This window comes from Brevibacillus dissolubilis (genome assembly GCF_006170445.1).
GTDB classification, from domain to species: Bacteria; Bacillota; Bacilli; order Brevibacillales; family Brevibacillaceae; genus Brevibacillus_B; species Brevibacillus_B dissolubilis.
In genome coordinates this window covers 15579-39697 of sequence record NZ_VCNA01000013.1, presented here as the reverse complement: position 1 = coordinate 39697, position 24119 = coordinate 15579, and the positions used below count along the sequence as shown (strand labels likewise).

The following is a 24119-nucleotide window of genomic DNA, read 5'->3' as shown; positions in this document are numbered from 1 at the left end:
GTGAAAAATAGATATATCGTGGCGTCGGTTGCGTTGCTGATGGCGGTCTTGCTCGCGGTCATGGCGTTGGCCCCGCAATTGACAGTCAAGCCAGAGGAGACAGACTACTCCTATACCACCAACGTCTTTGACCGAAGCAAAGTCACCACCGTAGATATTACGCTGGAGGATTCTGATCTGGAGTCGATGCTGGCAACTCCACTGGAAGAAAAATTCGTCTCAGCCAATGTGACCATCAACGGGGAAACCGTCGAGAATGTCGGGCTTCGGACCAAGGGGAATCTGACACTCCGCTCTGTCGCCCAGATGGAGGATTCCGACCGCTTCAGCTTTAAAATCGACTTTGATCACTATATCGATCAGCAGAATCTGCATGGTCTCAAGAAGCTGAACCTCAATAATAACTACACCGACCCGTCACAGATGCGCGAATTCCTGTCCTATTCCCTGATGGAGAAAATGGGGCTGCCCACTCCTGCGTTCTCCTATATGTATATCACGATCAACGGCAAGGAATGGGGGCTTTATCTGGGGGTTGAGGCGATTGAGGAGACCTTTTTGGCCCGCAACTTCGCAGAGGGTACCGGTGATTTATACAAGCCGGATGGAGTGGGCAGTGATCTCAAATGGATCAGTGATGACATCGACGACTACACCGGAATCGGTCTGAAAACCAATCTGGAGTCCACCGACCAATCTGCCCTGATCAACATGCTGGATGCGATCAACAACGGCGGTGATATTTCCAAGGTTCTTGATGTAGATGAGATGCTCCGCTACTTCGCACTCAATACCGCCTTGGTGAACTTGGATCACTATCAGGGGAATTTGAAACACAATTACTATCTATATGAAGAAAACGGCGTATTCTCCATGCTGCCGTGGGATTACAACATGGCATTCGCTGGCTTCGGAGTGGGCGGTGGTGGTGGTGGCCGACCTCCGGGTAATGCGGAAGGTGATGCTGCTAACCAACAGCAAGCCAATGCCGCAAACCGAAAAAATATGGGCGGCCCCGGCGGTGGTGATATGGCGGCTAATTTTATGGATGAAACCAATATCAATTTCAGCATCACAACACCAGTATCGGGAGCGACACTGGCAGACCGACCGCTGCTCAATGCTTTGCTCGCTGTTCCAGAGTACCGTGATCAATTCAACGAGAATCTAAAAGAAATTGCCACAACCTACTTCACCGAAGATTATATGGGAACGATGACGGCACAGGTGGCCTCCCTGATCGCCCCATACGTAGAAAAAGATCCGACAAAATTCTACACAACCGAACAGTTCAAAGAAAGCATCTCTGGTGAGAAAAGTCTCGTCCAATTCTCCGTGAAGCGTGCAGAATCCATCCTCGCACAATTGTCCGGCAAGCTGGTGGTTGCAGCTGTTACGAGCAGTGACCGAGGCGGATTTGGCGGGGGGGCACCAGGCGACAGGCAAGCGCCTCCGATGGGTGAGAATGGAGCGCCAGGTGACATGCCGCGACTGCCTATGGATGGCAAGAGTGGGCCGCCTGGTTCCGCAACCGGCGGATATTCTCTGGAATACATCATCCTCTCATCTGGTCTTGCGGCAGTACTGGTGATTGCAATGATTTTTGCAAGGTTCTTCAAGCGCAGAAGATCGTAACATAGCTGGACATGTTGAAAGAGCCACACTCCATCTGACATGGGGTGTGGCTCTTTTTAAATGGCAGGATTCGACATGCTATGTGCGCTTCCGGCTTCCGGCATCTAGCGCCCCGGACTCTCTCCCGAGGCTTGTCTCAACAGCTCATTTTCTGCCGGACCATTTTTCGCGGTCACCCGATTTCTGCCATTTTGCTTGGATGCATACAACAGCTGGTCAGCGAATTCGATCGCGTCCTTGTAGGTTAGCCGCTCGCCTTTCCCGATAAAATACATCCCGAAGCTCATCGTACAGGGGATCACAGCAGACTCGCTTCCCTGCGATCGGAACGGGGTGTTTTCTATTTTTCGTCGGATTTTTTCTAACAGAGCAAGACAGTTCTCATACGTTTTGGATTTCAGGATCAGGGTAAACTCTTCACCGCCCGACCGGATCAGCAGGTCATCTGCAGACAGCTCCTGCCGGATGACTTTGACACAGTGAGTGAGAACCAGATCCCCAACCCCGTGACCATACCGGTCGTTCACCTGCTTGAAGTGGTCGATATCGCCTATCACCAGACCAAGCGTCTCGCGTTGTTTTTCCAGCTCATTGAGTTCGATCTTGAGAAAACGGACATTATAGGCTCCGGTCAGCTCATCAGCATAGGCGATTTTTCGGTAGCTCTCAAGCTCAGCCCGTTCCATATGGCTATGGCTTGCTTTTTCCAATGACTTCAAGGCAGCCACCGCGATCAGGATAAAGAAGCACCCGCCGACATATTCCCCATGAGAGAAGAAATAGTATAAAAAGACACTGCCCGGCGTACAGAAGATGATCGTAAACAAGCATTCATACTTGGTGAATTCCCTGAATTGGATAAGCAGGGTCTTGTCATCCTCCAGCTTGAATATTACATAGATGATGGCGGTTGAGACAAGTACCGCTGTCGTCTCGGTAAGGAGAGTCGTCAGGATATATCCAATCGTAAAGGGTGGAGGGCTTGGCAGGATAGAGTGAAACAGAATATACCCTGTCAGCAGACTCACATACAGATTCCCCGTGTCCCCAAAATAATCCCATAGCTGAAACGTCCCATGGATGCGCTTCTCTCTCCAATGGACGATGAGAAAGTACAGACTAAAATAAACAAATAAATAAAAGGGATCAGTCAAAAGGGCAAACCCAACGCTAAAGTCAATAATGGAGGTGATCGTCCGCCCCGAGATTTCGACCCGCCACTGGATTTCTTTGAGGATCAATCCGCACAGAAGAGCCAGCAAGGTAATCGACAGATGATGGGGCAACAGGAGTGGATCATACTGTTCCACATACGTGTATGCAGCCAGAGCCGCCGAACAGAGATAAAGCAGAAGACCAAAAAGCTTGGGACCTTTTTTATGCATGTACCGAAAAGAGCCCCCTTTCTGAAAAAGGTCGATTACCATCCCTATACCCTGTTCAATAACAATTGAAACATTAAGCTTGGTTTGGTTAGCGGCGTTAACTTTTGAATGGAATTGTTTAATTTACCAAAAGTTTCTAAAAATTTGTTGACTTTATACTGTGGGCTATGTAAAATAACAATCAGATACTAGATACACCAATATTTGGTATCAAATACTTCAATTTACTGGAGGAATTATTCATGAAAAAAATCACTGTGAAGAAAACCGAAACTCTCAAATTGACTTCTGCTGGTGTAGCTCTGTACGACTGGACTTGCTAATTCATTCATCAATCCATGAAAAAGTGGGGCATAATGCCCCGCTTTTTCATGACCAAAACAAATACCAGATCAGATCTGGGAGGAAGACATGAACGATAATGATCAACTAAGGATTGTACTCCATCCGCTTACCTTTATGCCCGATCCAGAAGGTGTGATGATCGGACGCTTTGGAACAGATACCTTTGCTGTTTTCCCAGAAGATGGGGCAGCACTTGTACAGAAGCTCCAAGAGGGTGTGACGATTGGAGAAGCCCATGCTTGGTATGAGGAGACCTACCAGGAAGAGCTGGATATGGACGACTTTTTACTGACCTTGCGTGAGCTTACCTTCATCGTGGAGGATGATGGGGCACCGATTGAGACCGAAAACAAGGAAATCTCTTGGCAATGGCTGGGGAGATTGGCTTTTTCCCCGGTGGGATGGCTGTTGTACGGGGCGATTTTTGCCTGTGCAGCGTGGATCATGATCAAGTATCCAGAGCTTCGACCGAGCCGCCAGAGCATTCTTTTTTCACCATATACGATGGTTGTTTTTGTGGGCATGATCTTGGGACAGCTGCCAGGGCTTTTGTTTCATGAAGCGATGCACATGCTGGCTGGACGCAGACTGGGGATTCGCTCGAGGCTGGGTCTGGGTAGGCGTATGTATTTTTTGGTATTTACCTCTTCGATGCCGGGGATCTGGGGTGTGCCGAGGGAGAAGCGTTTTCTGCCGATCCTCGTTGGGATGATGGGAGATTTGCTGTGGTTCTCCTTGCTGGTGATCGCGGCCGGAGCGATTTTGATGTCGACGGGGGAGATTACGCTGTTAGCCGGTTATTGTATGGGACTTGCCTTTACCACGCTGCTTAGGTTGTTCTGGCAGTTTTATTTTCAACTGCAGACAGATATCTACTACCTGATGATTACGGTGTGGGGCTGTGTCAATCTGCAAGAAACCACCCGCGATATGATCAAAAACTCGTGGTACCAAGCAACCAAACAGACGCACAAACTCATCGACTTGTCCATCTACACGGAGCGTGACCAGCAGGTAGCCAGAACCTACCGTTATTTCTATGCGGCGGGCTGGTTGTTGATGGTCGGGATCTTTTTCTATATGTTCCCTGTGGTTTTCCAGCTTCTCAGCAATGTGTTTAACTCCTTGATCACGGGAACCGATATGCGCTTCTGGGATTCGATCGTGTTCCTTTCCTTTATGGTAATCCATTACAGTATCATCCTCTATCTCTATTGGAAAGAACGCCAAGCACGTAAAAAAGTGAGCCATGCACCGATGTCACAGGAAGGGTGAATGATATGAAACAAACGGTTATGCATACATGGTTGATCGGATCGACCCGTCAAGAACGGGAGAAGCACTACCCAGACGTACAGCAGGAGCATGTGTATGTCGCCAACTGTCATCAAAATCGTCGGGGGCCATACTCTGGTACAGGTGAGCTGTTGCGCCAGATGATGCTAAAAGCCTACAGGAAGTACCCTGAGCTCGTAAAAGCCAGTGGAATTCCGATCCTGTCGATGGCGCCTGAGCTGAAATCTGTGATTGAGGTGAGTCAGGAGACGCTGACATCGCTTGCAGTTCCGAAAGAGCGGACGCGGTATTACTCCAAAATGCGTACCCAGCGGATGGCCAATGGGTTGATTGATCTGTTGCGGGCGTTGGCAGATCTGGAGCGGGGGCAACAGGAAGATCCGAGTGTGCCGTTGACGCTGATTTTTGAAGATGTGCAGGCTTGTGATCATCTGGATGCAGAGTTCATCAGCACACTGTTGCGCCGTGCTCATCCAGAGCAGATCAAGGTCGTGATCAGCTCGTCTGAAAAGGTCGGTCATGAGAACTTACAGCAGGCGTTGCAGTCCTATACAGAGCCAATCACTGTGGCGGATGGGTCTGCATCTTCGACGGTATCTGAATCGGCAGATGTGTCAGCCACTCTCGCATCCTTGTCCGAGTCAGAGCGGTTGGAGCTTTGCGAGCGCTACATTTTCTCTGATGGCACATCAGATTGTGCACGGGAACGCGCTGCTTATGAGACAGCACCTGTAGAGCTGCGCCAGAGACTTCACGACGAGCGGGCACAAGCCTTGACTGAGCAGGATCAATGGTCTCTCCATCTCGGAGCGATCCCGTATCATCTCGAGCGGGGCAGTTCCCGGACCCAAGCGGTAGAGGCACTCAAAGAGGCTGTCAATTACTGCATGAACATCGGTTTCTACGAAGTGGTGGTCGAGATGAGCGTTCGGGGCCGGTCCATGACAGATGCAGCGTCCGAGTTTGACAATTATAAGTTTTTCACGATGAGAACCGCCACCTCGCTCTCTGCCTTGGGCCGTACGGATGGGATTCCACAGCTGTTCGACGAGCTTCTGACCCAGACAGATGAGAATCTGGTACATATGGCGATTGCGTACGGCTATTCCATGTATTACACTCGTCACCACCGTGTAAGAGATCATCTCAAGGCGAGAGAATGGATCGAAAAAGCAATTGCCCACTCCGACATCATCGAGGACGAAAAAGACCGCGCCTTCCACGGAGTATTCAACCGCAACGGTCTGGCGCTTGTAGAATTGCACGAGAACCGTCTGAACGAAGCGCTCCAACTCGTGTCAGAAGGCTGGGAGCTTTTGGATCAGGTTCTGGCACCGGACGAGCACCTGCTGCACCGCTCCGTTTTATTGCATAACCGAGGGCAGATTTACCTCGCGTTTAAGCGATATGACGAAGCGGCAGAGTGTTTCAGCCGGGTGATTGAGATCGACCCGAACTATCCCGAGTACCATTTTGACCGTGGTAATCTCTACAGCAAAATGAACCGTCTAGAAGATGCCATCGCCGATTATAACCGCGCGATTGAGCTGAGCCCGCCGTTCCCAGAGGTATATTACAACCGGGCTGCTGCCTATATCCGTCAGGGGGAAGTGGACAAAGCGCTTGCTGACCTCAACTATCTGCTGGATATTGAGCCACAGCATCTGGATGCACTGCTCAACCGGGCGACCTTATTATATGAAGCAGAGCAGTTCGAGCAAGCCCGCCTTGATGTGGAGCGTGGCTTGGCGATCGACCCTGCACACGCTCAGCTCCTCTGCACGCTTGGCCTGATCGAGCTGGCTCTGGGCAATCACCAGCATGCATGGCTGGCGCTGACGAATGCGCTGGATCAGGACAAAACGCTGGTCGCTGCGTGGACCAACCGGGCTGTTCTTTCCTATGAGATGGGCGAGCATGACAGCGCCGTCGACGACCTGACCGAAGTGCTGCGGTTGGAGAAGAACGGAACGATTCTGTTCAACCGCGCGTGGGTGTATGAAGCACAGGAAAAATGGCAGTTAGCGGTGGAGGATTATACGGATGCGCTGACGTTCGAGGATGCAGATGAGCCGGAGATCTACTACCATCGTGGGATTTGTCTGTTGCAGCTGGGCGATACCGCAGCGGCAGCGGAGGATTGGAAAAAGCACTTGGCATACGGGGAGTCGGCTTATGTGGAAGAGATGAGAGAGCGGCTGCCGGAGTTGTTTGTGCAGAAGTAGATATACCGCAACACGTAAAAGGCTTTTCGCCCTGTAGGATCGGGGAGAAAAGTCTTTTTCCTGCCTGAAAGAGGAAATAGAAAGGATTTCCATGCCATCCTATCGTACTAATAGTCTAGCGATTAGAAAAGCAGAGGATGAGAGAATCGTAGAATCCCAGTGATTCCATATAAAAAGGGAGCGAAGTACCAGATGCCAACAACCAAAACACATAAAAACTGCCAAAGCTGCGGAATGCCCCTATCCCGCGATGAAAAAGGGGGAGGTACAGAGCGCAACGGAGAGAAAAGCACGACCTACTGCAGCCATTGCTACGAGAATGGCGAGTTTACCCTGCCAGACATCACAGCCGATCAGATGAAGGAAAGAGTGAAGCAGAAGCTGGTGGAGTTTGGCTTTCCACGGTTTATGACGGGGTTGTTTACGAGGAATATTCATAAGCTAGAACGCTGGTCGAAGTAACTTCCGGCACCAATCTGGGCGAAAAGCCCTTTTTTCTTTATTTTCTCAAAAATCAGAAGGATTTCCCTGCCCCTTTGTTGTAATCATTCATAAACAATCCGTTTTTGTAAAATTTTATTTCAAGGGGGAAACTGACTTTGAAGAACAGTGGACATGGCATCAAACAGGTAATCATCCCGCTGTCCGTCGCACTGATGACCGTATCAGGCGTAACGCCGTGGGGAGTAACACCAGCAGCAACAGAACCAGCAAGTCAGGCACCATGGGGAACACCGTGGGGAGTAGCGCCTTGGGGCACGCCATGGGGAACTGCACCGTGGGGAGTGGCACCATGGGGTGTATCCACCGCACACGCTGAGGAAGTCCAAGCTGATTCCCTGCAAAAGGCTTTCCACGATGCTGCCGCAGAATTCAAGGTACCCGTCCATGTACTCATGTCCGTCTCCTACAACATGACCCGCTGGGAGCACCACAACGGCGAACCGAGCGCACAGGCAGGCTACGGTCTCATGCACCTGACCCAGTACGAAGCCACAACGAATCCAGACGAAAACGCCGCAGCCGATTCCACATCCACCTCATCCGAGACAGACCCAACCTTACATACCCTTGACACCGCAGCATCCATCCTCCAACTCGACGCCGAAACCCTCAAAAAAGACCCAGCCCAAAACATCCGTGGCGGCGCAGCCCTCCTCGCCAAATACGCACAAGAGACCACAGGCCAAGTGCCGACAGAGGAAAAAGACTGGTATGGTGCCGTAGCCAAGTACATCGGTTCTGAGGAAAAAGTGGTCGCGTATGATTTTGCCGACCAAGTCTATCAATCGATCAATGAAGGGCTCTCCCATACCACTACAGGCGGGCAATCTGTCGTGCTTGCCGCAAAGACTGTCACGCCGAACCGCGACACCGCCCAGTCCCTCAAGCTCAAAGAAAGCAAATCAGACAGCCTCGCAGACTGTCCAGAAGGTCTCAAATGCGACTTCATCCCGGCTTTCTACCAGCAGCGTTCATCCAGCCCGTCCAACTATGGCAACTACGATACCGCTGACCGTCCGAATTTTGGCCCAGATATCCGTTATATCGTGATCCATAATACCGAGGTGAGCTACCAAGGCACGATCAACTGGTTCCAGAACCCGATTGCCTCTGTATCTGCTCATTATGTCCTGCGTTCCTCCGACGGCCACATCGCGCAGATGGTGGACAACAAGGATGTTGCTTGGCATGCAGGCAACTGGTATTACAACATGCACTCCATCGGTCTAGAGCATGAAGGCTACATGCTCGAAGGCGCCAAATGGTTCAATGAACACCAGTACCGCGCTTCCGCCAAGCTGGTCAAATACCTCGCAGACAAATACGATATCCCACTCGACCGCGCCCACATCTTCGGCCATGACGAGATCCCTGCACTGACCGCGGCCCGCCAAAGAACGATGCACGAAGACCCAGGCGCATTCTGGGATTGGGAGCATTACATGGAGCTGCTCGGCGCACCGATCACGCCAGCCCATGGTACCAAAGAGATCGTCACGTTCAAGCCTCATTTTGAAACCAACCGTCCATATATCGAAGGGGTAGAGTCCCAGCCGGCTAACTTCGTCTATCTGTATCAAGAGCCTAGCTTTGACGCGCCTCTGTTCGATGATGTGCTCTATCCGGGGCCGGGCAGCTACAGCCTGTATGAAGAGGGAAGCAAAGCCCCAACCGGTCAAAGCTTCTATCTCGCAGATGAGCAAGGCGACTGGCAAGCGATTTGGTTCGGCGGTCAAAAGGCTTGGTTCCACAACCCACAAGGCAAAGTAACCGTACCAGGCAAAGGCACGCTTATCACTCCGAAGGCAGGCAAGGAATCCATCGAGGTGTATGGCGGCGCTTATCCAGAAGCAAGTGCCTTCCCAGCAGGCATCAGCCCGCGCACCCTGACACCGCTCTACACGATCCCACAAGGACAGAAGTATGTCGCAGTTGAAAAAATCAAGAGCAACTTCTACAACGCGACTGTATTCTCCCACAATCCAACCGCGACACATAAGATGGTATTTGGTAACGAGGAGTACTACCGCATACACTTCGGCCACCGCTATGGCTTTGTCAAAGCGTCTGACGTCGATGTCGTGAATCCGTAATCTGATGTGAACGATGACCCGTAAGACGGACACTTTGAAAAAAGTGAATCTCTTACGGGTCATTTGTATTTTGACCTTCTACCATTCAGTTCGTTATCAATGGTCATAAAAAAGATGACTCCTGATGAATTCAGAAGTCATCTTTTGGCGGAATAGTAACCGTGATTCAGCTAGCTCACTTTAAAATGGTTGACAGAGTTATTCAGTTCTTCGGCTAAGTCGGCAAGGGATTGGGCCGTTGCGGCACCTTCCTCGCTGCTTGCGGCTGCTTCTTCTGCAGCGACGGAGATATTTTCAATCGAAGCAAGTACCTCGGCGGATTGAGCAGCCTGTTCCTCACTTGCGGCTGCGATTTCCATTACTTTGGTGGCGGATTCATTCACCATGTCGATAATATGCTCGAATGCTTCTCCAGTTTGTCGGGAGGAGAGAACACCATCACCCACCGCTTTGACGCTATGCTTGGTGTTCTCCTGCATCTCTTTAATAATCACGGTAATCTGCTTGGTGGCTTCTGTACTGCGCTCTGCTAATTTACGGACTTCATCTGCCACAACGGCAAAGCCCCGACCTTGGTCTCCGGCGCGAGCCGCTTCAATCGCCGCGTTAAGAGCAAGCAGGTTCGTTTGGTCGGCAATATCGCTGATTACCTCGATGATTTCCCCGATCTTGTAGGAGTCTTTTTCGAGCTGAGACATCTGCTCATTCACCAGATTCATGCCGTCAATAGAGATGCGGACTACCTTACCGCCGTCCTTTGCTGTGTGTAGCATGGAGGCAGACAATTGGGATGCTTGCTCCGCGCTGCGTGCCACCGAGTTACTGGCGTCACAGAGGTCCTTGAACAATTCGCTCATTTTGAGGGAATCATGAGCCTGGTTGGTACTTCCGCTTGCGATTTCCTCCGTGCTTGCTGAGATTTGTTGTGCAGCAGCAGAGACGTTTTCGGCGGATGACAAGATACTGCTGATCGTGGTTTGCAGACTCAGCACCATTGCATTGATCGATTTGGCTAATTGTCCGATTTCGTCTCTGGTGTCGATATCGGTTGTTTTTGTTAAATCACCGGAAGCTACTTTCTCGATGAGGTCTACCACTTGGTTCAATGGTCGGGAAATGATCCGGGAGATGACGACTCCAAATCCGATGCTGATCAGCAGAGAGGCAATGACAATCGAAATAATAAAAGTGCGGGAGGATTCGTACAGGGCATCTGCATCTGCCTTCGATTTCTCAGCAAGCTTAATGTTGAGGGTGATCAAATCGCTCATGATATCTTCTAATTTATCACCGATCTTCTTAAATTCCGGCATGATCTTATTGTTGAATTCACTAACATTATTTGTATAGGCAACTTGAATCGCTTTCTCTAACCAATCATTGTATTCATCCCAAGCCTCATCATACTTGGCCAGCAGGGCAGCCTCTTCCGGGGTCAGGTTCGTATCTTTGTATGTATTGATTCTGGCATCAACCTGCTTTTTTAATTCTTGGATTTCTTTGTCATAGAATTGGTTTTGTTCATGAGTCGTAGAGAAATAGTTGAGATCCCGGATGTTGACCCGTAGACGCTGATAGAAAATCTGCGCCTGAGAAATATCATTAATCCGGACCAGTCTATCATCATACATAATCTTCAATTGACCATTCGTCTCTTTAAGACTATTCAAACCGAAGAATCCAACAAAAGCTAAGATAATGGCGATAGTAGTAAAAGCAGAGATTAATTTTACGGATGTCTTAAGATGATAAAACCATTTCATTTTCTATCCCTCATTTTCTACATGAATTGCGAATAAATCCTCCAAATTCAACAGAGGAATGACGTAGTACACATTGACAATCGGCAATTGGATAAGTTCGGCAACGCCATTCATACGGAATGACTGGACAGATGATAGGAACAGTTTGGAGAGATGGGGTTTCGTAGTTTTTTTGCATCAATACGTCGATTCGTTAAAGTGAGAATCAGCCAACAGCCCTATTTGTTTGGCTTTCATGGCTACTTCCATCCGTGATTGCATATGCAGCTTTTCTGGAAAAATTCCAAACATAAAGCCCTCTTAGAAGAGGGAGCAGCATACCGAATCGTTCCGTCGGTACTGTTCACCCCCCGTTAAATCTGTCATATTCTCAGCAATTAATCGATAGGCCGTTTCGCACTCGGCTGACGGCAGGGTCCCTATGAAAAATCTACTCATCGCTGATTAGCCCCTTATGTAAAATATGTGATATTTTTTATATCGGCCAAACGAATCATTTTATTAACGTTATTAATAGGGAAAAGGATATATAAAAATTATTTTTTTACACTAATTTTCTATTTCAGATAAGTTTTTTTGTACAGGTTAAAAATTCGATCGGGCATTTATTCCTATTATTAGGGGTGCTAAGATCCAGATTGTGGGTTATTATTAGGGTATATGATATATTGCATTTATTTTTTTAATAGAGTTACAAAAGGGTGACTGTAACCGATGAATCTGACTTTTCCTTGTAGTACCTGCGGCCTATGCTGTCAGAACATCTCAGGCGTGGAGGCACTGGCTGAGCTGGATCGCGGGGATGGGGTGTGTATCCATCTGAGAGATAACCGATGCCAGACCTATGAGACACGTCCGGATATCTGCCGGGTAGATGTGATGTATGAGAAGGTGTACCATCTCCATTTTTCCAAAGAAGAGTTCTATCAGGCGAATCTTAAGGTATGTGAAGCACTTCAGACCGAACACGCAATACAAAAGGGGGATTAAATCATGCCATTACCATTAATTTTGGGTGTCGGAGCGGCGATTGCAGGAGCGGTCGGGATCGCCAAAGGGGTCAAATCCGTCTCCAATAACAATGAAGCAAGAGATCTGAATGAACGGGCGGAAGATATCTACGAGGAAGCCCGGCTTGAACTCGAAGAAGCCAAAGAGGAAACCACCGAGACGTTGGCCGAATTGGGAGAATTGAAGCTGCGCACATGGGACGAGCAGATTGGACGTTTCGTAGAGGTCGTCGGGAAGATTCAGCATGTGCAGGTGCAAGGGGCGGCAGCAGTGGACGGGAACCGCCAGGCAGCACTTACCGAGAATGACATCATGGAGATGCGGCAGTTGTCGTTGAAGGCAGGCGAAGTGGTTGCAGGTGGGATTCAGTCTCTTGGAGCAGGTGCTCTGGCAGGTGTGGCTTCCTACGGTGGCGCCCTGATGTTCGCTTCAGCCTCTACGGGTACCGCGATTACAGCGCTTTCTGGTGTGGCGGCGACCAACGCGACATTAGCTTGGTTTGGCGGTGGCTCTCTGGCGGCTGGAGGATTGGGCATGGCAGGTGGAGCAGCAGTTCTTGGCGGGATCGTAGCAGGTCCGGCGATTGCGCTTGGCGGCTTTTTGATGGAGTCCAAATCGAAGAAAAACCTCGCGGAAGCCAAAGCAACGCTGGCCAAAGCCAAACAGGCCGCCGAAGAATTCCGCACAGCGACCAGCATGCTCGAAGCGATCTGTGACATTGCGGAGCAATACATAGAAGCCATCGAAGAGATGGCCCCCCGGATGACGGCTATTTTGGACCGGGTGGAATACGAATTGACACAAGCGGAAGCAGCCCGCAACCAAAAATTTGGCTTTAAGGTGAAGCAATTCTTCTTCGGACTGATTGGCAAGAAAGTGGCACTCAGCTACAACGATCTGACCGATCAGCAGAAGCATGTCCTCCAACTGGCTTACCAGATGGCCCAAGTGACGAAAATCCTGCTGGAGACGCCGATTCTGGATAAACAGGGCGCACTCGATGAGAATGCAGCAGAAATGCTGGATAATGCCATGCTTCTGATCAACGGGGAGTAAAAAGGAGTGGAACGAGATGTTTTCCTTCTTATTTGGAAAAAGCAAAAAGAAGCAAAAAGAGGCTGCGTCAGATGGTCTGGATGCCACGCTCGGAAGCCAGCTCGGCTCCCACGCTGCTCGTAATCAGGCGGAAGCGACCAACATCGCCATCGAAGGAATGAACGCTCTCGGCGATATGGCGGAAAGGCTCAAAAACGTAGGGATCGGACAGAAGCAGGGCAATCTCTTCGAACTGATCGAAGCGACCAAATTCAATACGGACGCCGCCGTCAAAGGCGACGATGTCCGTGCCTATGTGACCGCACTCGAAGGCGACCCCCATGCCAAGGCAGACATCTTGATCCGCCGAGGCAACCAAGTCCTTGAAGAAGTACAGGCTAAGTCCAGTAACGATCCTGCACGCCTCACAAGAATGATCAGTGATCCAAAGTACAACGGTATGCAGAAGCTTGCCAACTCCGATAAGGCAGACCGAGTGCGGGAATTGGCAGAAAAGCGTGCCGGCAGTGGCTCCATCTACAGTGAGGATTACCGGGATACCGTCAAGAATCTGACCGGCAAGCTCAAGCACGGAGAGGTCAGCTCCAGTGGCACGACCTACGATGAGGCCGTCTTGGCGGGGAACAGCCCGGATGCGTACCGTTCTGCTTTTGAGTGGCAACAGATCAAAAAAGAGATCGGAGCAACGAGCGCGCAGAGTGCGGCAGCGTCGACCGTCATCGGCGGTGCGATGTCCCTGGTCAAGAACGGGATCGCCGTGTCCAGAGGAGAGATCACCACAGGACAAGCTGCCAAAAATGTAGCAGTCGACGCTGGAAAAGCAGGGGTCAGGGGTGGAGTAACGGGTGCGCTCAGTGCCGGCATCCGTGTCACCGCAGAGAAGGCAGGGATCGCTGCTCTCGCCAAATCCAATGTAGCGACCGGGATTGCCGCAGGCGTAGTAGATATCGGGGTCACCGTCTTTCGATATGCCAAAGGCGAAGTAGACTCGCAGGAAGCGATGGAGAAAATCGGGCAGACGGGTCTGAGTACGGCATCCAGTATGTATGCAGGGGCAGCGGCGGGGGCGGTTTTTGGGCCGGTGGGAGCGGTCATCGGCAGTATGGCAGGCTACATGGTGGCAACCGGGGTCTACCAATCCGCGCTGGCCATCTCCCGGGATGCCCGGCTGGCTGAGGAAGAAGCACAGCGCATCATCGTCCTGTGTGAAGCGGCCCAACAGGAGATGATCAGACAGCGCGAGGAATTCGAATATCTGATCCAGCAAAAGCTCCAGACCAATGCCAAAGAATTCAAGCGTTGCTTTGAACAAATCGACCGCAGTGTACAGTCAGAGCACTTCGGTGAGGCAGTAGCGGCGTTAGAGGATTTTTCTGCATTGTTTGGGAAGAAGCTGAAGCTGGGCAAGTTCGAAGATTTTGACCAACATATGAAAAGCGGCAAGCCCCTTATTTTGTAATCATCAGAGAAGGCGTTGTGCTGCAAACCTGTGTGCAAAGGTTTCATCCTAAGTAAGTCGGGATGAAGCCTTTTTTTATTAAAGCAGGAAGCGCAACTATTCTGCGAATCCGAACTATAATACCTAAAAATACCTATCCACTGGAAGGAGTGTTCGACAGATGACCAAACCCGGTAGAGTGCGGAGAGCGCAAATCGCGGCAGAAACCATACAGATTTTTGAAAAGGGAAGCTATTTGTCACCAGCGGGGAAGCAGATTGATCTACGGGAAGCTCTAGAGTCGGCAAAGAGCGGTTCTGTTCTGTATCGGCCTGAGCAGAGGATAGAGGTGGGGGACGCGCTTGCCCCTGATCACGTGGACAGCATAAATAGCTCTGCCGACGTCGATCAAGCGGAGAGCACGGATATACCAGCCAACCCAGACAGCACCACCAACCATGGTAAAGCCACCAACATCGAAGTAACCGGCGAAACAACCCTCGCCGCTGTCAAGCGACTCCTGTCCGTGCAGGGCATCTCGGAAACGGTCTGCCTCAATTTTGCCTCGGCGAAAAATCCGGGTGGCGGCTTTCTGAACGGCAGCCAAGCGCAAGAAGAAAGCTTGGCACGGGCATCAGGGCTGTACCCATGTATTGTGCAGATGCAGGAGATGTATGACTACAACAGAAGGTGTTCAACCTGCCTTTATTCTGACTATATGATTTACTCCCCGCACGTCCCCGTCATCCGAGATGATCAGGACCGCCTGCTAGCCGAGCCGTATACCGTCTCGATGATCACTGCCCCTGCTGTGAACGCTGGTGTCGTGCTGGAACGCGAACCGCACAACCGATCCAACATCCACAGCACCATGACCAACCGGATCAGAAAAATAGTGGAGCTGGCAGCTCATCATGGAAACAAGGGACTTGTACTGGGGGCTTATGGATGTGGGGTGTTTAAGAACAGACCGGAGGATGTAGCGGGATACTTCAAAAAGGTACTGGTAGACGAGGGGTATGCGGAGCGGTTTGAAAAGATCGTATTTGCCGTATACGATACATCGCGGGATCAGGGGAATTTGCGGGCGTTTGAGCGGGTGTTGGGGGGAGCAAAGCATAGCTAAGGACGAAATTTCGGTGCTTGATTATTTACAGAAAAACGGTTTGAAAGCCTATCGAGAGATTAAGACGTTAACAGAACAACCCGATTTCCTCTTTTCTAGTGATCCGGCCTTGATGAAAAGCGAAGCCTGTCATAACTATCGGTACATTCACGGGTTGAGTCGATTGCTCCATAAAAACAGAATCACCAATGACCAGACCGTACACATTCTCATGTATGTAGAGAAGTCGCTGGAACGGTATGTACGAAAACACTATCGGGACAAAAAGTTCGTCTTTCATATCTATGCGGACGCTCTGATTCCTGCTTTTACGGTATGGATGACATCCGATCACGAGGGGGAAGCGGAGAGTGAGAGCGAGGAAGCTTCTAGTTCCGTAACCACTCTTCCAGAAATGGTTAGATGGTTTACCGAACATGCTTTCTTTAATGGGATACCAATTATGGAGGGGAACGATGGAGAGGATTCCACATCCCCCAACCATGATCATTACAGCAACGTGATCCAAACCTAAGAAGTGGCTGGCGAAAACCTAACTTCCTGCCTTAACAGGTGCATCAACACGTCCACCAGTTCCGCCTGTTACTAGTTTCCGCTCAGTCAGCACCCCGGAAGCAATCAGCACCCCCGCGATGACCAATCCGGCCCCGAGCACCTGCAACCAAGTCACCGCTGACCCCATCACGACCGAGATCACCATCGTCACCACAGGCACCAGGTTAAAGTATACCGCCGTCCTGGCAGCGCCCAGCTCCGCCATCGCCTGGTTCCACCACAGATACCCTAACACCGTGGTGAAGAACGCCATGAAACCAATCGCCCCCCAAGCCAGCATAGGCACATCTGTCACAGACACAGGATTAGCCGGGCCGATCAGGGAGGCCACTACCAAACAGACTGCCCCCATGATCATCGTGTAGGTGGTGGTCGCAAGCGACGAGCTGTTTTTGACCCATCGTCTGCCGAGTACACCGTACAGCGCCCAACATATATTTCCCAGCATAATGAGCAGATCCCCAGTGGAAAAAGAGAGCGTGCGGATCACATCCCATGACCCTTGCGTAATCACCAGCACTACACCGGCCAGCGAGAACCCGATACCAATCCCTTGCCGTACCGTAATCCGGTTATGGAGCAACAGTGCCGCCAAGATCGTCGTGACCAGCGGATTCGTCGCCATGATCAAGGAGCCATTAATCGCCGAAGTCATCTGCATCCCGATGAAAAAGAGCGCGTTAAACCCGAACACCCCGACAATTCCGAGCAGCAGATAGGCTCCGCCGTTTTGCCTGATGGTAGCCGACTTGAACCCTTCCCTCATGGTCAGAATCAGGATCATCGTCACTGCGGCAAGACCAAATCGCCAAGCAGCTGCAGACGGAGCAGAAAAGTAAGCAACCGCGTATTTAGCCAGATGAAAAGTGGCTCCCGTAAAAAAAGTAAAGCCGAGCAGCATGAGATACCATTTAAGCTTCATCGTGGTCACCGTCCTTGCTCTCGTGCAGGGTAGCCTGATAGAACGACAGCTTTTCCTGGGTGAGCGAGATGATCTGGTCAAGCTCACGCCGTTGCTGCTCCATTTTGGTCAGGTGCTTGGAGAGGATTTCGATACGGCGCGAGAGGGAGGGGGTTACATTTTCACCCTCATTGATCTTGGTGAGGATACAGCCGTCCTTGACGAATTCGGATATATCTTCGAGTGACATACCTGTATTTTTTAAGCTATGTAAAAAAGTGATGAAGTGAATATCCTTGTCGGTGTATTCACGGATACGCCCGGCATTGCGGTCTGGAGCCGGAAGCAGACCGATTTTTTCATAGTAGCGCAATGTATGGGCGCTGACGCCTGTGATTTCGGCGGCTTTGCTGATGGTATACATAGAATAGCCCTCCCTGATTGGTTGTTGGGTTAATTCTAAGACTTAGAGTTAACTCTAAGTCAAGGAGGTTTTGTGTACACCCTCTCCCTCTATCTGACATAGGATATGGTCGAATACCTATCGTGGAGGAGAACAGGCATGTACAGCCCGCACGCGTTTACATTGGTTCAGCAAAATCAGCCCAGCACCAGTCTGCCGGTGGTCATTACGTATCAAGTGGGGGATGTCACTGGCGACCGCATCCCTGACGTGGTCTATCTCACGGGCACGCGTTCTGCTGGAGGCAGCCCGTTTGTGGAGAACATTACGCTGGTGATTCAAGACGGGCGAACCGGACGTTCTACCCGCGTCCCGCTCAAGTCCAATGCGGGATATGCGCCCACACTGTTTCTTGGGGATTTTACCGGGGACAAAATAAACGACATCCTCATCCGCATCGATTCCGGTGGTTCTGGTGCGATCACGTATGACTATATCTATTCGTTTGTGAACAGCCAGGCCCGCCTGCTGTTTGACTATGAGCAGTTCAATCAAGCGCACCCGTATGAAGTGAACTATCTGGACAACTACAGGGTGCAGATGATCAGTCAGAACCCGCCCAAGACGTACATTTTGGATATCACCTACAAAGGGCAGGAGTACCTGTCTGAGATATACAACCCCGATGGCAGACTGAAAGCACCGATCCAAGGCTGGGTCAATCCGATTAGCGGTTTTTATCCGATCGACTACCAGCGGGACGGTACGTTTGAGATTCTGGCGATGCAGCGGATTGCCGGCAGATACAATGCTGACGCGCTTGGATATGTGATGAATTCACTCTCGTGGAATGGCGTAGAGTTCGTGCCATACCAGCAGTGGGTGGCGATTTCGTAAGTGATTTTGATAGGGGAAGGGCGTCTCTGCTGTAGGTTGGGGCAGGGACGTTTTTTTATCATGGAGGAAGAGGTGGAGGAACAGGATGCAATTAATTGTGACTCCGTGGAAGAGTAGGTAAAAGGGGATCAGGAGGGAATAAAACTCTTTATGATCATGAACCAATATCCATATAATCTGATTCGACATTATTTCCCTTCATTAATATATTCGGAATTAATGCGCTTCTTTGTTGTGTTGATAAAAATCATATGGAATGGTCTTTTTTGAGGTCTACATAATCGATGATGGCAGAATAAGTTTTAAGTTTACTAGAATGATGGAGATGAACGATTTTGAACAATGATGACAGAAGAGCCAAACTGCAACAAGAAATCAGCAGATTGTCCGGTAAACTAACGGTTCTCATCAAATCAGAAAAAGTGATAGACCATGATGGTTTTGAACATCTTTTTTCACTCTTTGACGAGCTAGCTATCGAGACCAAGGAGGAAGAATATGTATCCAAGGAATTTATCGGACGCATGATTTTCCTGTACGGAATCATGTATACCCAAGCGAGCTACTCTTCTGACCCGCCATCCATCATAGACATCTGTAATCGATTTTTATGGAATGTAAAGAAGATATGCCACTATCCATCGGAAAAACAGCGCATCCCGCCGAAGGGTTAATCATTACATATTGCCTCCCGAACAGAAAGGACTGATCCCATGCACACCCTAAAAACCCAAGCAGAAGTCCAATCCTACGGCTATCAAATCAGCTATTACACCCACGATGACGTGATCCGCTGGGCAGACCATATCATCGAGACCTGTCCGATCATCGAAATCCCCCGCCAAATCTACGACATCTCTTTATCCAAAAACAAAAAGATCGAGCGGGTCCTAGAGTGGCTGGAGGATATCCCGGGGGAGACCGAAGAGAATCTCCCGCGAAAAATCCTCTTGGGCCATTTTTATCACGAAGTAACCAAAGAGCCAGCCAAGCTAAAAGAGATCATCTCACTCATGGATCGGTTGGTCGCCGTGAACACCCAATATGACGAGCTGACCTTTGAGGTTATTCCTCTAACAGACGGTTATGGCCTAGCCGAAGATATCTACGGCGATATCGACAGAGCCGCACAAGCAATTATCGATTTTTTAGCAGGCTTCAAAGACTACGCAACGTGCAAAGACGGCAGCTGATCATACCGACGACTACCGCTCCCGCCGATACAGCACCTTATAATACCCATCCGCCAGCGGCTCACTTTCCCCAACCCGCTGGTAGCCCCATTTTTCATAGAAATACTGGTTGCGCACATTCCCGTGCCCTGTATCCAGCGTCCAGACCTTCACATCAGGAAACGCTTGATCCATAAAGCTCATCGCAGCACCGCCGATCCCCTGCCCGTGATAATCCGGGTCCACATAGATAATCCCCAGCTCCATATGTGCCTCTCCCATCGGAATCAGGCAAAAACCCCCGACTAAAGCACCGTTTTTCGTGATCTTATAATACTCCCCGCCTTGCATGAACCGTACATGCTCCTCTGCCGAATCACTCCCTGGTGGAATGTGACCAAATTCAAGCAAATCCTGAGCAAATGCCCGCACACAGATAGCGGTCAGCTCCTCGGCGTCCTGCGGTAGTGCTTTTTCACATATAACCATAGTCTCACCTCATTTACCTGCATATCCATATTTTTGCACATACCGTCCATGCTCCGAAAGCCCCCGAAGAACTACTGTCCGTTTGAATTCGTACCGTACAAGTATGGCTTTTCTACCAGATACTCATTATTCCTATCAAAACAGGAACAAGAAAAAAATGGTATAAATATATTTACATTTACAAAATCATGTGACAATATTATAAGTGTTAACGAAATGATAGAAATCCTCGGGCAGACCTTTTCCGTGCGTAGGCAGAAAAGAAAGATTTTGAGCCCTTATCCTTCGAATACATACTCCACTCTTCCCCTTTTCTATGAAAACGTTACGGATCCAGACAAAAGGTCAATTCCAACCGGAAAAGGAGGCGACCCCGCACCCGGCAACCGACCCCCTGACTAGCAAGGCTCTAGTGGACAAACAAGCTCCACACCCACCAAAAAAAATTGAAACGAAACAGGAGGATGCAGATGATATTCCTATCCAAATCCAAGCTGATCGCGCTTTCGATCGTTGCGCTGGCGGCCACCTCGTCCGTACTGGCCTATGCTGCGCAAGATACACAAGAAGCGAACGGCGACAAAGCGCAGAAACTCAAAGTCAAGCTGCCTAAGCAACCAGAGGTGTGGGAACTCTACCCGACTCTCGACAAAGAAATGTACAAGCCTGACTTCGTAGACAACTCAGGTCTCATGGGCGGTTCTATCCCTGAAGACACTGGCCCAGGGCATATGCTGACCGACAACACCATGGTGAACTTCCTCGGCTTCCAAGGTGCCTACTATGCTTCCGAAGTAACCGGCGAAGGTGTACAAGTGATTGAAAATTCACTCAATATTGCAGAAAGTGGTGACTGGAAAGCACTTGGCCTCGTGCGCAACGAGACAACCGAAGTGGTCGGTCAGATCAAGGTAGAAGCGGTCCTGCACGGTGCGGATGGCTCCATTCTTGAAACCGTAAAAGACAAAATCGAAGTCGAATCCATCCGTCCGGGTGAACCCGCTCCTTTTGAATTGAAAGCGAATACACCAGTGGAGCAGGTAGCCAGCATCGATTGGAATATCACGACTGATGAAGTGAAGCAACAGGCAGCACGCGACCTTCATCTCAAGGTCTACTATGAGCTGGGCTTCGGCAAACCAGACTACAAAGGCCAAAAACGTGAGGACGCGCCATATCCATACGTGATGTCTGCGTCCGTCAACACACTCGACCGTGCGATCAAGCAAGCGGAGCTGACTGCTGCCTGGATCGATGAGAACGGCAAAGTGCTGTGGATCGAGCAAGCCAAGCTTGACCCTATGTTTCGAAATGGAATGGTGGAGTACAGTGCCGCCTACTTCCAAGACATCGTGGTAACTGACCCAACCGTTGGGCCGAAATTAAATCAAGTACCATATCTGTTGTGGGTGGTGGGACGACAATGAAAAAATTCAGCTCCTTATTGAGAAAAGCGTTCGTGACGGCGACGGCAGGTCTGTGCCTGCTTGGTATGTTTGGCAATACTCCAGCTGCTGAAGCGGCAAAATACGGTGATGTGCCATTGACTGATGCGATCAACGCGGCAGGGAGCAATCTCGGCACCTCCGGCCTGAAGCAAAACCAGCTGGCCGCCATGATGGTTGCCGTAACCTGGCCGGAAGTCATCGACAACAGTGCACCGACAGGCTACCGTGAATATGTCCCATCCCCGATGACAGTTGGACGTGCTGACGTAAGCACAGCCAACGGGACGATGCTGTGGGCGGACGGCGTAGTCAGCTCCACCTACAAATATGCGCGTGCCCACTGGAGTGCCGGGATCGGCGTCTACCAGCTGGACGGCGCTGGTATGGGTGCCAATGTCAGCTTACACCAAGCGGTTATGACGGACACCGCATCCGGCGTTGTAGCAGCGGAGATCTCCCGTCTCTACACCAATGCGACCGGTACGGCTGTTGAGAAGCGCAGAGCTGCATGGAAACCGTGGTATGGCTGCGGCACCAACAAAATCAACTGTGAAAACAACTATATCGCCACCTATAATGCTACCACTGACGCGCTCAACATCACCCGTGACACAACCGTAACCCGCAGCGGCGGTCTGCAGACCAAGACCTGCTACACCGCATCTGCCCCAACCGCGACTTGGACCTGCTACCGTTGGGATGCAAGCCTGGCACAGGGTCACAAAGGCTCCTGGCAATACACTCCAACTGGTTCTGCCAGCCTGCAACCATTGCCACTGCCATTCTACACCTACTACAAATACGATAGTGCTGTCGGGAAAAACGTGGAGTACCGTCACTGGCTCAAAGCAGAGACCGGGTACGACAACAGCAAATGGGGAGCTCGCGTCTTCGGTCTCAACCCACGCAGTGGTGTGAACTGGTATTCGAATTCCACGCTTTTGGTACAATAAACGAAACATCCAACACTTGCGTCTCAAAAGCAGGGAAGCTGTTCCTGACAGTTTCTCTGCTTTTGTATATACCCCATACCACAACTGAGAAAAAAACAGGAGGGATCCCTCATGAACACACATATTGGGTGGAGACGCCTTTTTTATGCATGTACCGCAGGCATGCTGCTGCTCGCTTCTGGCTGCGGCGTGAATGAACCAACCGTGAAACCGGCTGAACCAGGTGCAGCAGGAGAGTCTCCAGCCACTGGCGCGCCAGGGAAGAAGATCGGTGATTTCAGCTACCGCCTGTCGATGCTGGATGAAAAAACCGGCTGGGCTTACGGTCGCCGTCCGGCGGAAGGAACGACTGCCCCGTCTGCTGCTAATCCGGCCTTTCTGGCATCTGTCATCCGTACTGACGAAGGCGGCGTGCACTGGCAGGAGGTAAGGTCAGTGGAGAGCGATTTCAGCCTGACCAACGCCTTTTTCCTGGACCGGGCACACGCTTGGGTCACGGTAGAAAAGGGAAAAGAGTTCACCACTTACCACACGGCTGACGGCGGCAAGACATGGAAAGCAGGGCAGCCACGCCAGCACGAAGGCAGCAACAACAAGCTGTTTTTCCTCAATGAAAAGCAAGGCTGGCTCACCTCCTTCATCCGGGGTGGGGCCAACTCCAATGTAGTGGAGCTGCTTGCGACCAATGACGGAGGAGAGACATGGAAGACGCTCATCGGGGAGCAGGATGCCGATCAGAAGTTGCCGATAGCGGGTGTGAAGGAAGCGGTTGTCTTTTCGACCGAGAAAAAGGGCTGGATGTCCCACACGATCCGTACAGGGCAACAGCCGTGGATGTACCGTACGCAGGATGGTGGTGTCAGCTGGCAAAAGCAAGTGCTCCCGTATGAGGTACAGGGGGAAGCGGTTTATTTCGTCGGTGTGCCTACGTTCTTCGATACACAGAACGGTTTGTTGGCTGTGAATCGGGCCGATGAGACACAGGTCTCGTTTGACGTATGGGCCACCACGGACGGTGGTGAGAGCTGGAGTCCGCGCGCGTTGCTGGTTCACCATGATATGGAGGCCAATCCTTCTTATGATTTTGTTGATCCACAGACAGGATGGATGGCGACACGCTCGGGGCTGTACTATTCCGGTGATGGTTTCCGCACATGGGAGCAGCTCTCTACGGCCGAGCAGATTACAGGGATCCTCGAAGCCAATCCGATCATCATGCAGGTGGATTTTGTGGATCGCCAGACGGGTTGGGTAGTCGCAGGCACTCCTGATCATATGAATCTCTACAAGACAACAGATGGCGGGCGCACATGGAAACAGGTGGACCCGACTCGGACATAGTCCCCCAAAAGAAAAAGCCCTCTGGCCGCAACACGCAGGTAACGGTAGCCTGTGCTGTGTGGGAGCCAGTGGGCTTTTTTCAT

Annotated in this window: 21 protein-coding genes; 16 read left to right on the top strand and 5 right to left on the bottom strand. The window is 50.7% G+C overall.

What is annotated here, in order from left to right:
* Positions 1-1635 carry a CotH kinase family protein gene (locus tag FGI41_RS20375; RefSeq protein ID WP_255298564.1) on the top strand — a complete coding sequence of 545 codons (1635 nt, stop codon included), beginning with the start codon at positions 1-3 and terminating at the stop codon, positions 1633-1635.
* A 104-nt stretch (positions 1636-1739) separates the two neighbouring features.
* On the opposite strand, the gene FGI41_RS20370 is transcribed toward FGI41_RS20375, so the two are convergent.
* Complete coding sequence (locus tag FGI41_RS20370; protein ID WP_176560364.1) at positions 1740-3020, bottom strand: GGDEF domain-containing protein; 1281 nt, start codon at positions 3018-3020, stop codon at positions 1740-1742.
* A gap of 411 nt (positions 3021-3431) precedes the next feature.
* Here FGI41_RS20370 and FGI41_RS20365 point away from each other — a divergent pair, with 411 nt between their 5' ends.
* From FGI41_RS20365 to FGI41_RS20350, 4 genes are all read left to right on the top strand, one after another.
* The gene (locus FGI41_RS20365) at positions 3432-4640 is read left to right on the top strand and encodes a hypothetical protein (RefSeq protein ID WP_139492153.1); all 1209 of its coding nucleotides are present in this window, start codon (positions 3432-3434) and stop codon (positions 4638-4640) included.
* Positions 4641-4645: 5 nt separating this feature from the next.
* Positions 4646-6886, top strand: coding sequence for a tetratricopeptide repeat protein (locus FGI41_RS20360; protein ID WP_139492152.1), 2241 nt, complete (start codon positions 4646-4648; stop codon positions 6884-6886).
* 192 nt (positions 6887-7078) lie between these two features.
* Positions 7079-7348, top strand: a complete 270-nt coding sequence (locus tag FGI41_RS20355) for a zinc ribbon domain-containing protein (protein WP_255298563.1) — start codon at positions 7079-7081, stop codon at positions 7346-7348.
* Between the two features lie 137 nt (positions 7349-7485).
* Positions 7486-9483, top strand: a complete 1998-nt coding sequence (locus FGI41_RS20350; RefSeq protein ID WP_255298562.1) for an N-acetylmuramoyl-L-alanine amidase — start codon at positions 7486-7488, stop codon at positions 9481-9483.
* Between the two features lie 170 nt (positions 9484-9653).
* On the opposite strand, the gene FGI41_RS20345 is transcribed toward FGI41_RS20350, so the two are convergent.
* Positions 9654-11246, bottom strand: coding sequence for a methyl-accepting chemotaxis protein (locus tag FGI41_RS20345; protein WP_139492151.1), 1593 nt, complete (start codon positions 11244-11246; stop codon positions 9654-9656).
* 714 nt (positions 11247-11960) lie between these two features.
* Between FGI41_RS20345 and FGI41_RS20340 the strand changes: the two genes are divergently transcribed.
* From FGI41_RS20340 to FGI41_RS20320, 5 genes are all read left to right on the top strand, one after another.
* The gene (locus tag FGI41_RS20340; protein WP_139492150.1) at positions 11961-12236 is read left to right on the top strand and encodes a YkgJ family cysteine cluster protein; all 276 of its coding nucleotides are present in this window, start codon (positions 11961-11963) and stop codon (positions 12234-12236) included.
* Between the two features lie 3 nt (positions 12237-12239).
* Positions 12240-13313: a hypothetical protein gene (locus FGI41_RS20335; RefSeq protein ID WP_139492149.1), complete on the top strand. Its 1074-nt coding sequence runs from the start codon at positions 12240-12242 to the stop codon at positions 13311-13313.
* Between the two features lie 16 nt (positions 13314-13329).
* Positions 13330-14772 carry a hypothetical protein gene (locus tag FGI41_RS20330; protein WP_139492148.1) on the top strand — a complete coding sequence of 481 codons (1443 nt, stop codon included), beginning with the start codon at positions 13330-13332 and terminating at the stop codon, positions 14770-14772.
* A 160-nt stretch (positions 14773-14932) separates the two neighbouring features.
* On the top strand, positions 14933-15877 hold the full coding sequence (locus tag FGI41_RS20325; protein ID WP_139492147.1) for a TIGR02452 family protein: 945 nt from the start codon (positions 14933-14935) through the stop codon (positions 15875-15877).
* Positions 15878-15890: 13 nt separating this feature from the next.
* Positions 15891-16391, top strand: a complete 501-nt coding sequence (locus FGI41_RS20320; protein WP_139492146.1) for a hypothetical protein — start codon at positions 15891-15893, stop codon at positions 16389-16391.
* Between the two features lie 18 nt (positions 16392-16409).
* On the opposite strand, the gene FGI41_RS20315 is transcribed toward FGI41_RS20320, so the two are convergent.
* Positions 16410-17354 (bottom strand): DMT family transporter, encoded by a 945-nt coding sequence (locus tag FGI41_RS20315; protein ID WP_139492145.1) that lies wholly within the window; start codon positions 17352-17354, stop codon positions 16410-16412.
* Positions 17344-17757 carry a MerR family transcriptional regulator gene (locus FGI41_RS20310; RefSeq protein WP_139492144.1) on the bottom strand — a complete coding sequence of 138 codons (414 nt, stop codon included), beginning with the start codon at positions 17755-17757 and terminating at the stop codon, positions 17344-17346. Before FGI41_RS20310 ends, FGI41_RS20315 begins: the two co-directional genes overlap by 11 nt.
* Before the next feature lie 138 nt (positions 17758-17895).
* On the opposite strand from FGI41_RS20310, the gene FGI41_RS20305 reads away from it, so the two are divergent.
* The 3 genes from FGI41_RS20305 to FGI41_RS20295 all read left to right on the top strand — a co-directional run bounded on the left by FGI41_RS20305 (position 17896) and on the right by FGI41_RS20295 (position 19826).
* The gene (locus FGI41_RS20305) at positions 17896-18633 is read left to right on the top strand and encodes a YybI family spore inner coat protein (RefSeq protein WP_139492143.1); all 738 of its coding nucleotides are present in this window, start codon (positions 17896-17898) and stop codon (positions 18631-18633) included.
* 335 nt (positions 18634-18968) lie between these two features.
* Positions 18969-19307 carry a hypothetical protein gene (locus FGI41_RS20300; protein WP_139492142.1) on the top strand — a complete coding sequence of 113 codons (339 nt, stop codon included), beginning with the start codon at positions 18969-18971 and terminating at the stop codon, positions 19305-19307.
* Positions 19308-19346: 39 nt separating this feature from the next.
* On the top strand, positions 19347-19826 hold the full coding sequence (locus tag FGI41_RS20295; protein WP_139492141.1) for a hypothetical protein: 480 nt from the start codon (positions 19347-19349) through the stop codon (positions 19824-19826).
* Positions 19827-19838: 12 nt separating this feature from the next.
* Here FGI41_RS20295 and FGI41_RS20290 read toward each other — a convergent pair whose 3' ends face one another.
* On the bottom strand, positions 19839-20294 hold the full coding sequence (locus tag FGI41_RS20290) for a GNAT family N-acetyltransferase (protein WP_139492140.1): 456 nt from the start codon (positions 20292-20294) through the stop codon (positions 19839-19841).
* Between the two features lie 470 nt (positions 20295-20764).
* Between FGI41_RS20290 and FGI41_RS20285 the strand changes: the two genes are divergently transcribed.
* The 3 genes from FGI41_RS20285 (at position 20765) to FGI41_RS20275 (ending at position 24036) form a co-directional block, all read left to right on the top strand.
* Entirely contained in the window at positions 20765-21721 is a 957-nt protein-coding gene (locus tag FGI41_RS20285; RefSeq protein WP_139492139.1) for an FxLYD domain-containing protein, read from the top strand.
* Positions 21718-22695 carry a hypothetical protein gene (locus FGI41_RS20280; protein ID WP_139492138.1) on the top strand — a complete coding sequence of 326 codons (978 nt, stop codon included), beginning with the start codon at positions 21718-21720 and terminating at the stop codon, positions 22693-22695. The genes FGI41_RS20285 and FGI41_RS20280 overlap by 4 nt, the downstream gene beginning before the upstream one ends.
* Positions 22696-22806: 111 nt before the next feature.
* The gene (locus tag FGI41_RS20275; protein ID WP_139492137.1) at positions 22807-24036 is read left to right on the top strand and encodes a WD40/YVTN/BNR-like repeat-containing protein; all 1230 of its coding nucleotides are present in this window, start codon (positions 22807-22809) and stop codon (positions 24034-24036) included.
* The last annotated feature ends 83 nt before the right edge of the window (positions 24037-24119 follow it).

Coding starts and splice junctions, on each gene's coding strand:
- FGI41_RS20370 (WP_176560364.1), bottom strand. CDS start 3,020: ATGCATAAAAAAGGTCCCAAGCTTTTTGGTCTTCTGCTTTATCTCTGT.
- FGI41_RS20365 (WP_139492153.1), top strand. CDS start 3,432: ATGAACGATAATGATCAACTAAGGATTGTACTCCATCCGCTTACCTTT.
- FGI41_RS20360 (WP_139492152.1), top strand. CDS start 4,646: ATGAAACAAACGGTTATGCATACATGGTTGATCGGATCGACCCGTCAA.
- FGI41_RS20355 (WP_255298563.1), top strand. CDS start 7,079: ATGCCAACAACCAAAACACATAAAAACTGCCAAAGCTGCGGAATGCCC.
- FGI41_RS20345 (WP_139492151.1), bottom strand. CDS start 11,246: ATGAAATGGTTTTATCATCTTAAGACATCCGTAAAATTAATCTCTGCT.
- FGI41_RS20340 (WP_139492150.1), top strand. CDS start 11,961: ATGAATCTGACTTTTCCTTGTAGTACCTGCGGCCTATGCTGTCAGAAC.
- FGI41_RS20335 (WP_139492149.1), top strand. CDS start 12,240: ATGCCATTACCATTAATTTTGGGTGTCGGAGCGGCGATTGCAGGAGCG.
- FGI41_RS20330 (WP_139492148.1), top strand. CDS start 13,330: ATGTTTTCCTTCTTATTTGGAAAAAGCAAAAAGAAGCAAAAAGAGGCT.
- FGI41_RS20325 (WP_139492147.1), top strand. CDS start 14,933: ATGACCAAACCCGGTAGAGTGCGGAGAGCGCAAATCGCGGCAGAAACC.
- FGI41_RS20315 (WP_139492145.1), bottom strand. CDS start 17,354: ATGAAGCTTAAATGGTATCTCATGCTGCTCGGCTTTACTTTTTTTACG.
- FGI41_RS20310 (WP_139492144.1), bottom strand. CDS start 17,757: ATGTATACCATCAGCAAAGCCGCCGAAATCACAGGCGTCAGCGCCCAT.
- FGI41_RS20305 (WP_139492143.1), top strand. CDS start 17,896: ATGTACAGCCCGCACGCGTTTACATTGGTTCAGCAAAATCAGCCCAGC.
- FGI41_RS20295 (WP_139492141.1), top strand. CDS start 19,347: ATGCACACCCTAAAAACCCAAGCAGAAGTCCAATCCTACGGCTATCAA.
- FGI41_RS20290 (WP_139492140.1), bottom strand. CDS start 20,294: ATGGTTATATGTGAAAAAGCACTACCGCAGGACGCCGAGGAGCTGACC.
- FGI41_RS20285 (WP_139492139.1), top strand. CDS start 20,765: ATGATATTCCTATCCAAATCCAAGCTGATCGCGCTTTCGATCGTTGCG.
- FGI41_RS20280 (WP_139492138.1), top strand. CDS start 21,718: ATGAAAAAATTCAGCTCCTTATTGAGAAAAGCGTTCGTGACGGCGACG.
- FGI41_RS20275 (WP_139492137.1), top strand. CDS start 22,807: ATGAACACACATATTGGGTGGAGACGCCTTTTTTATGCATGTACCGCA.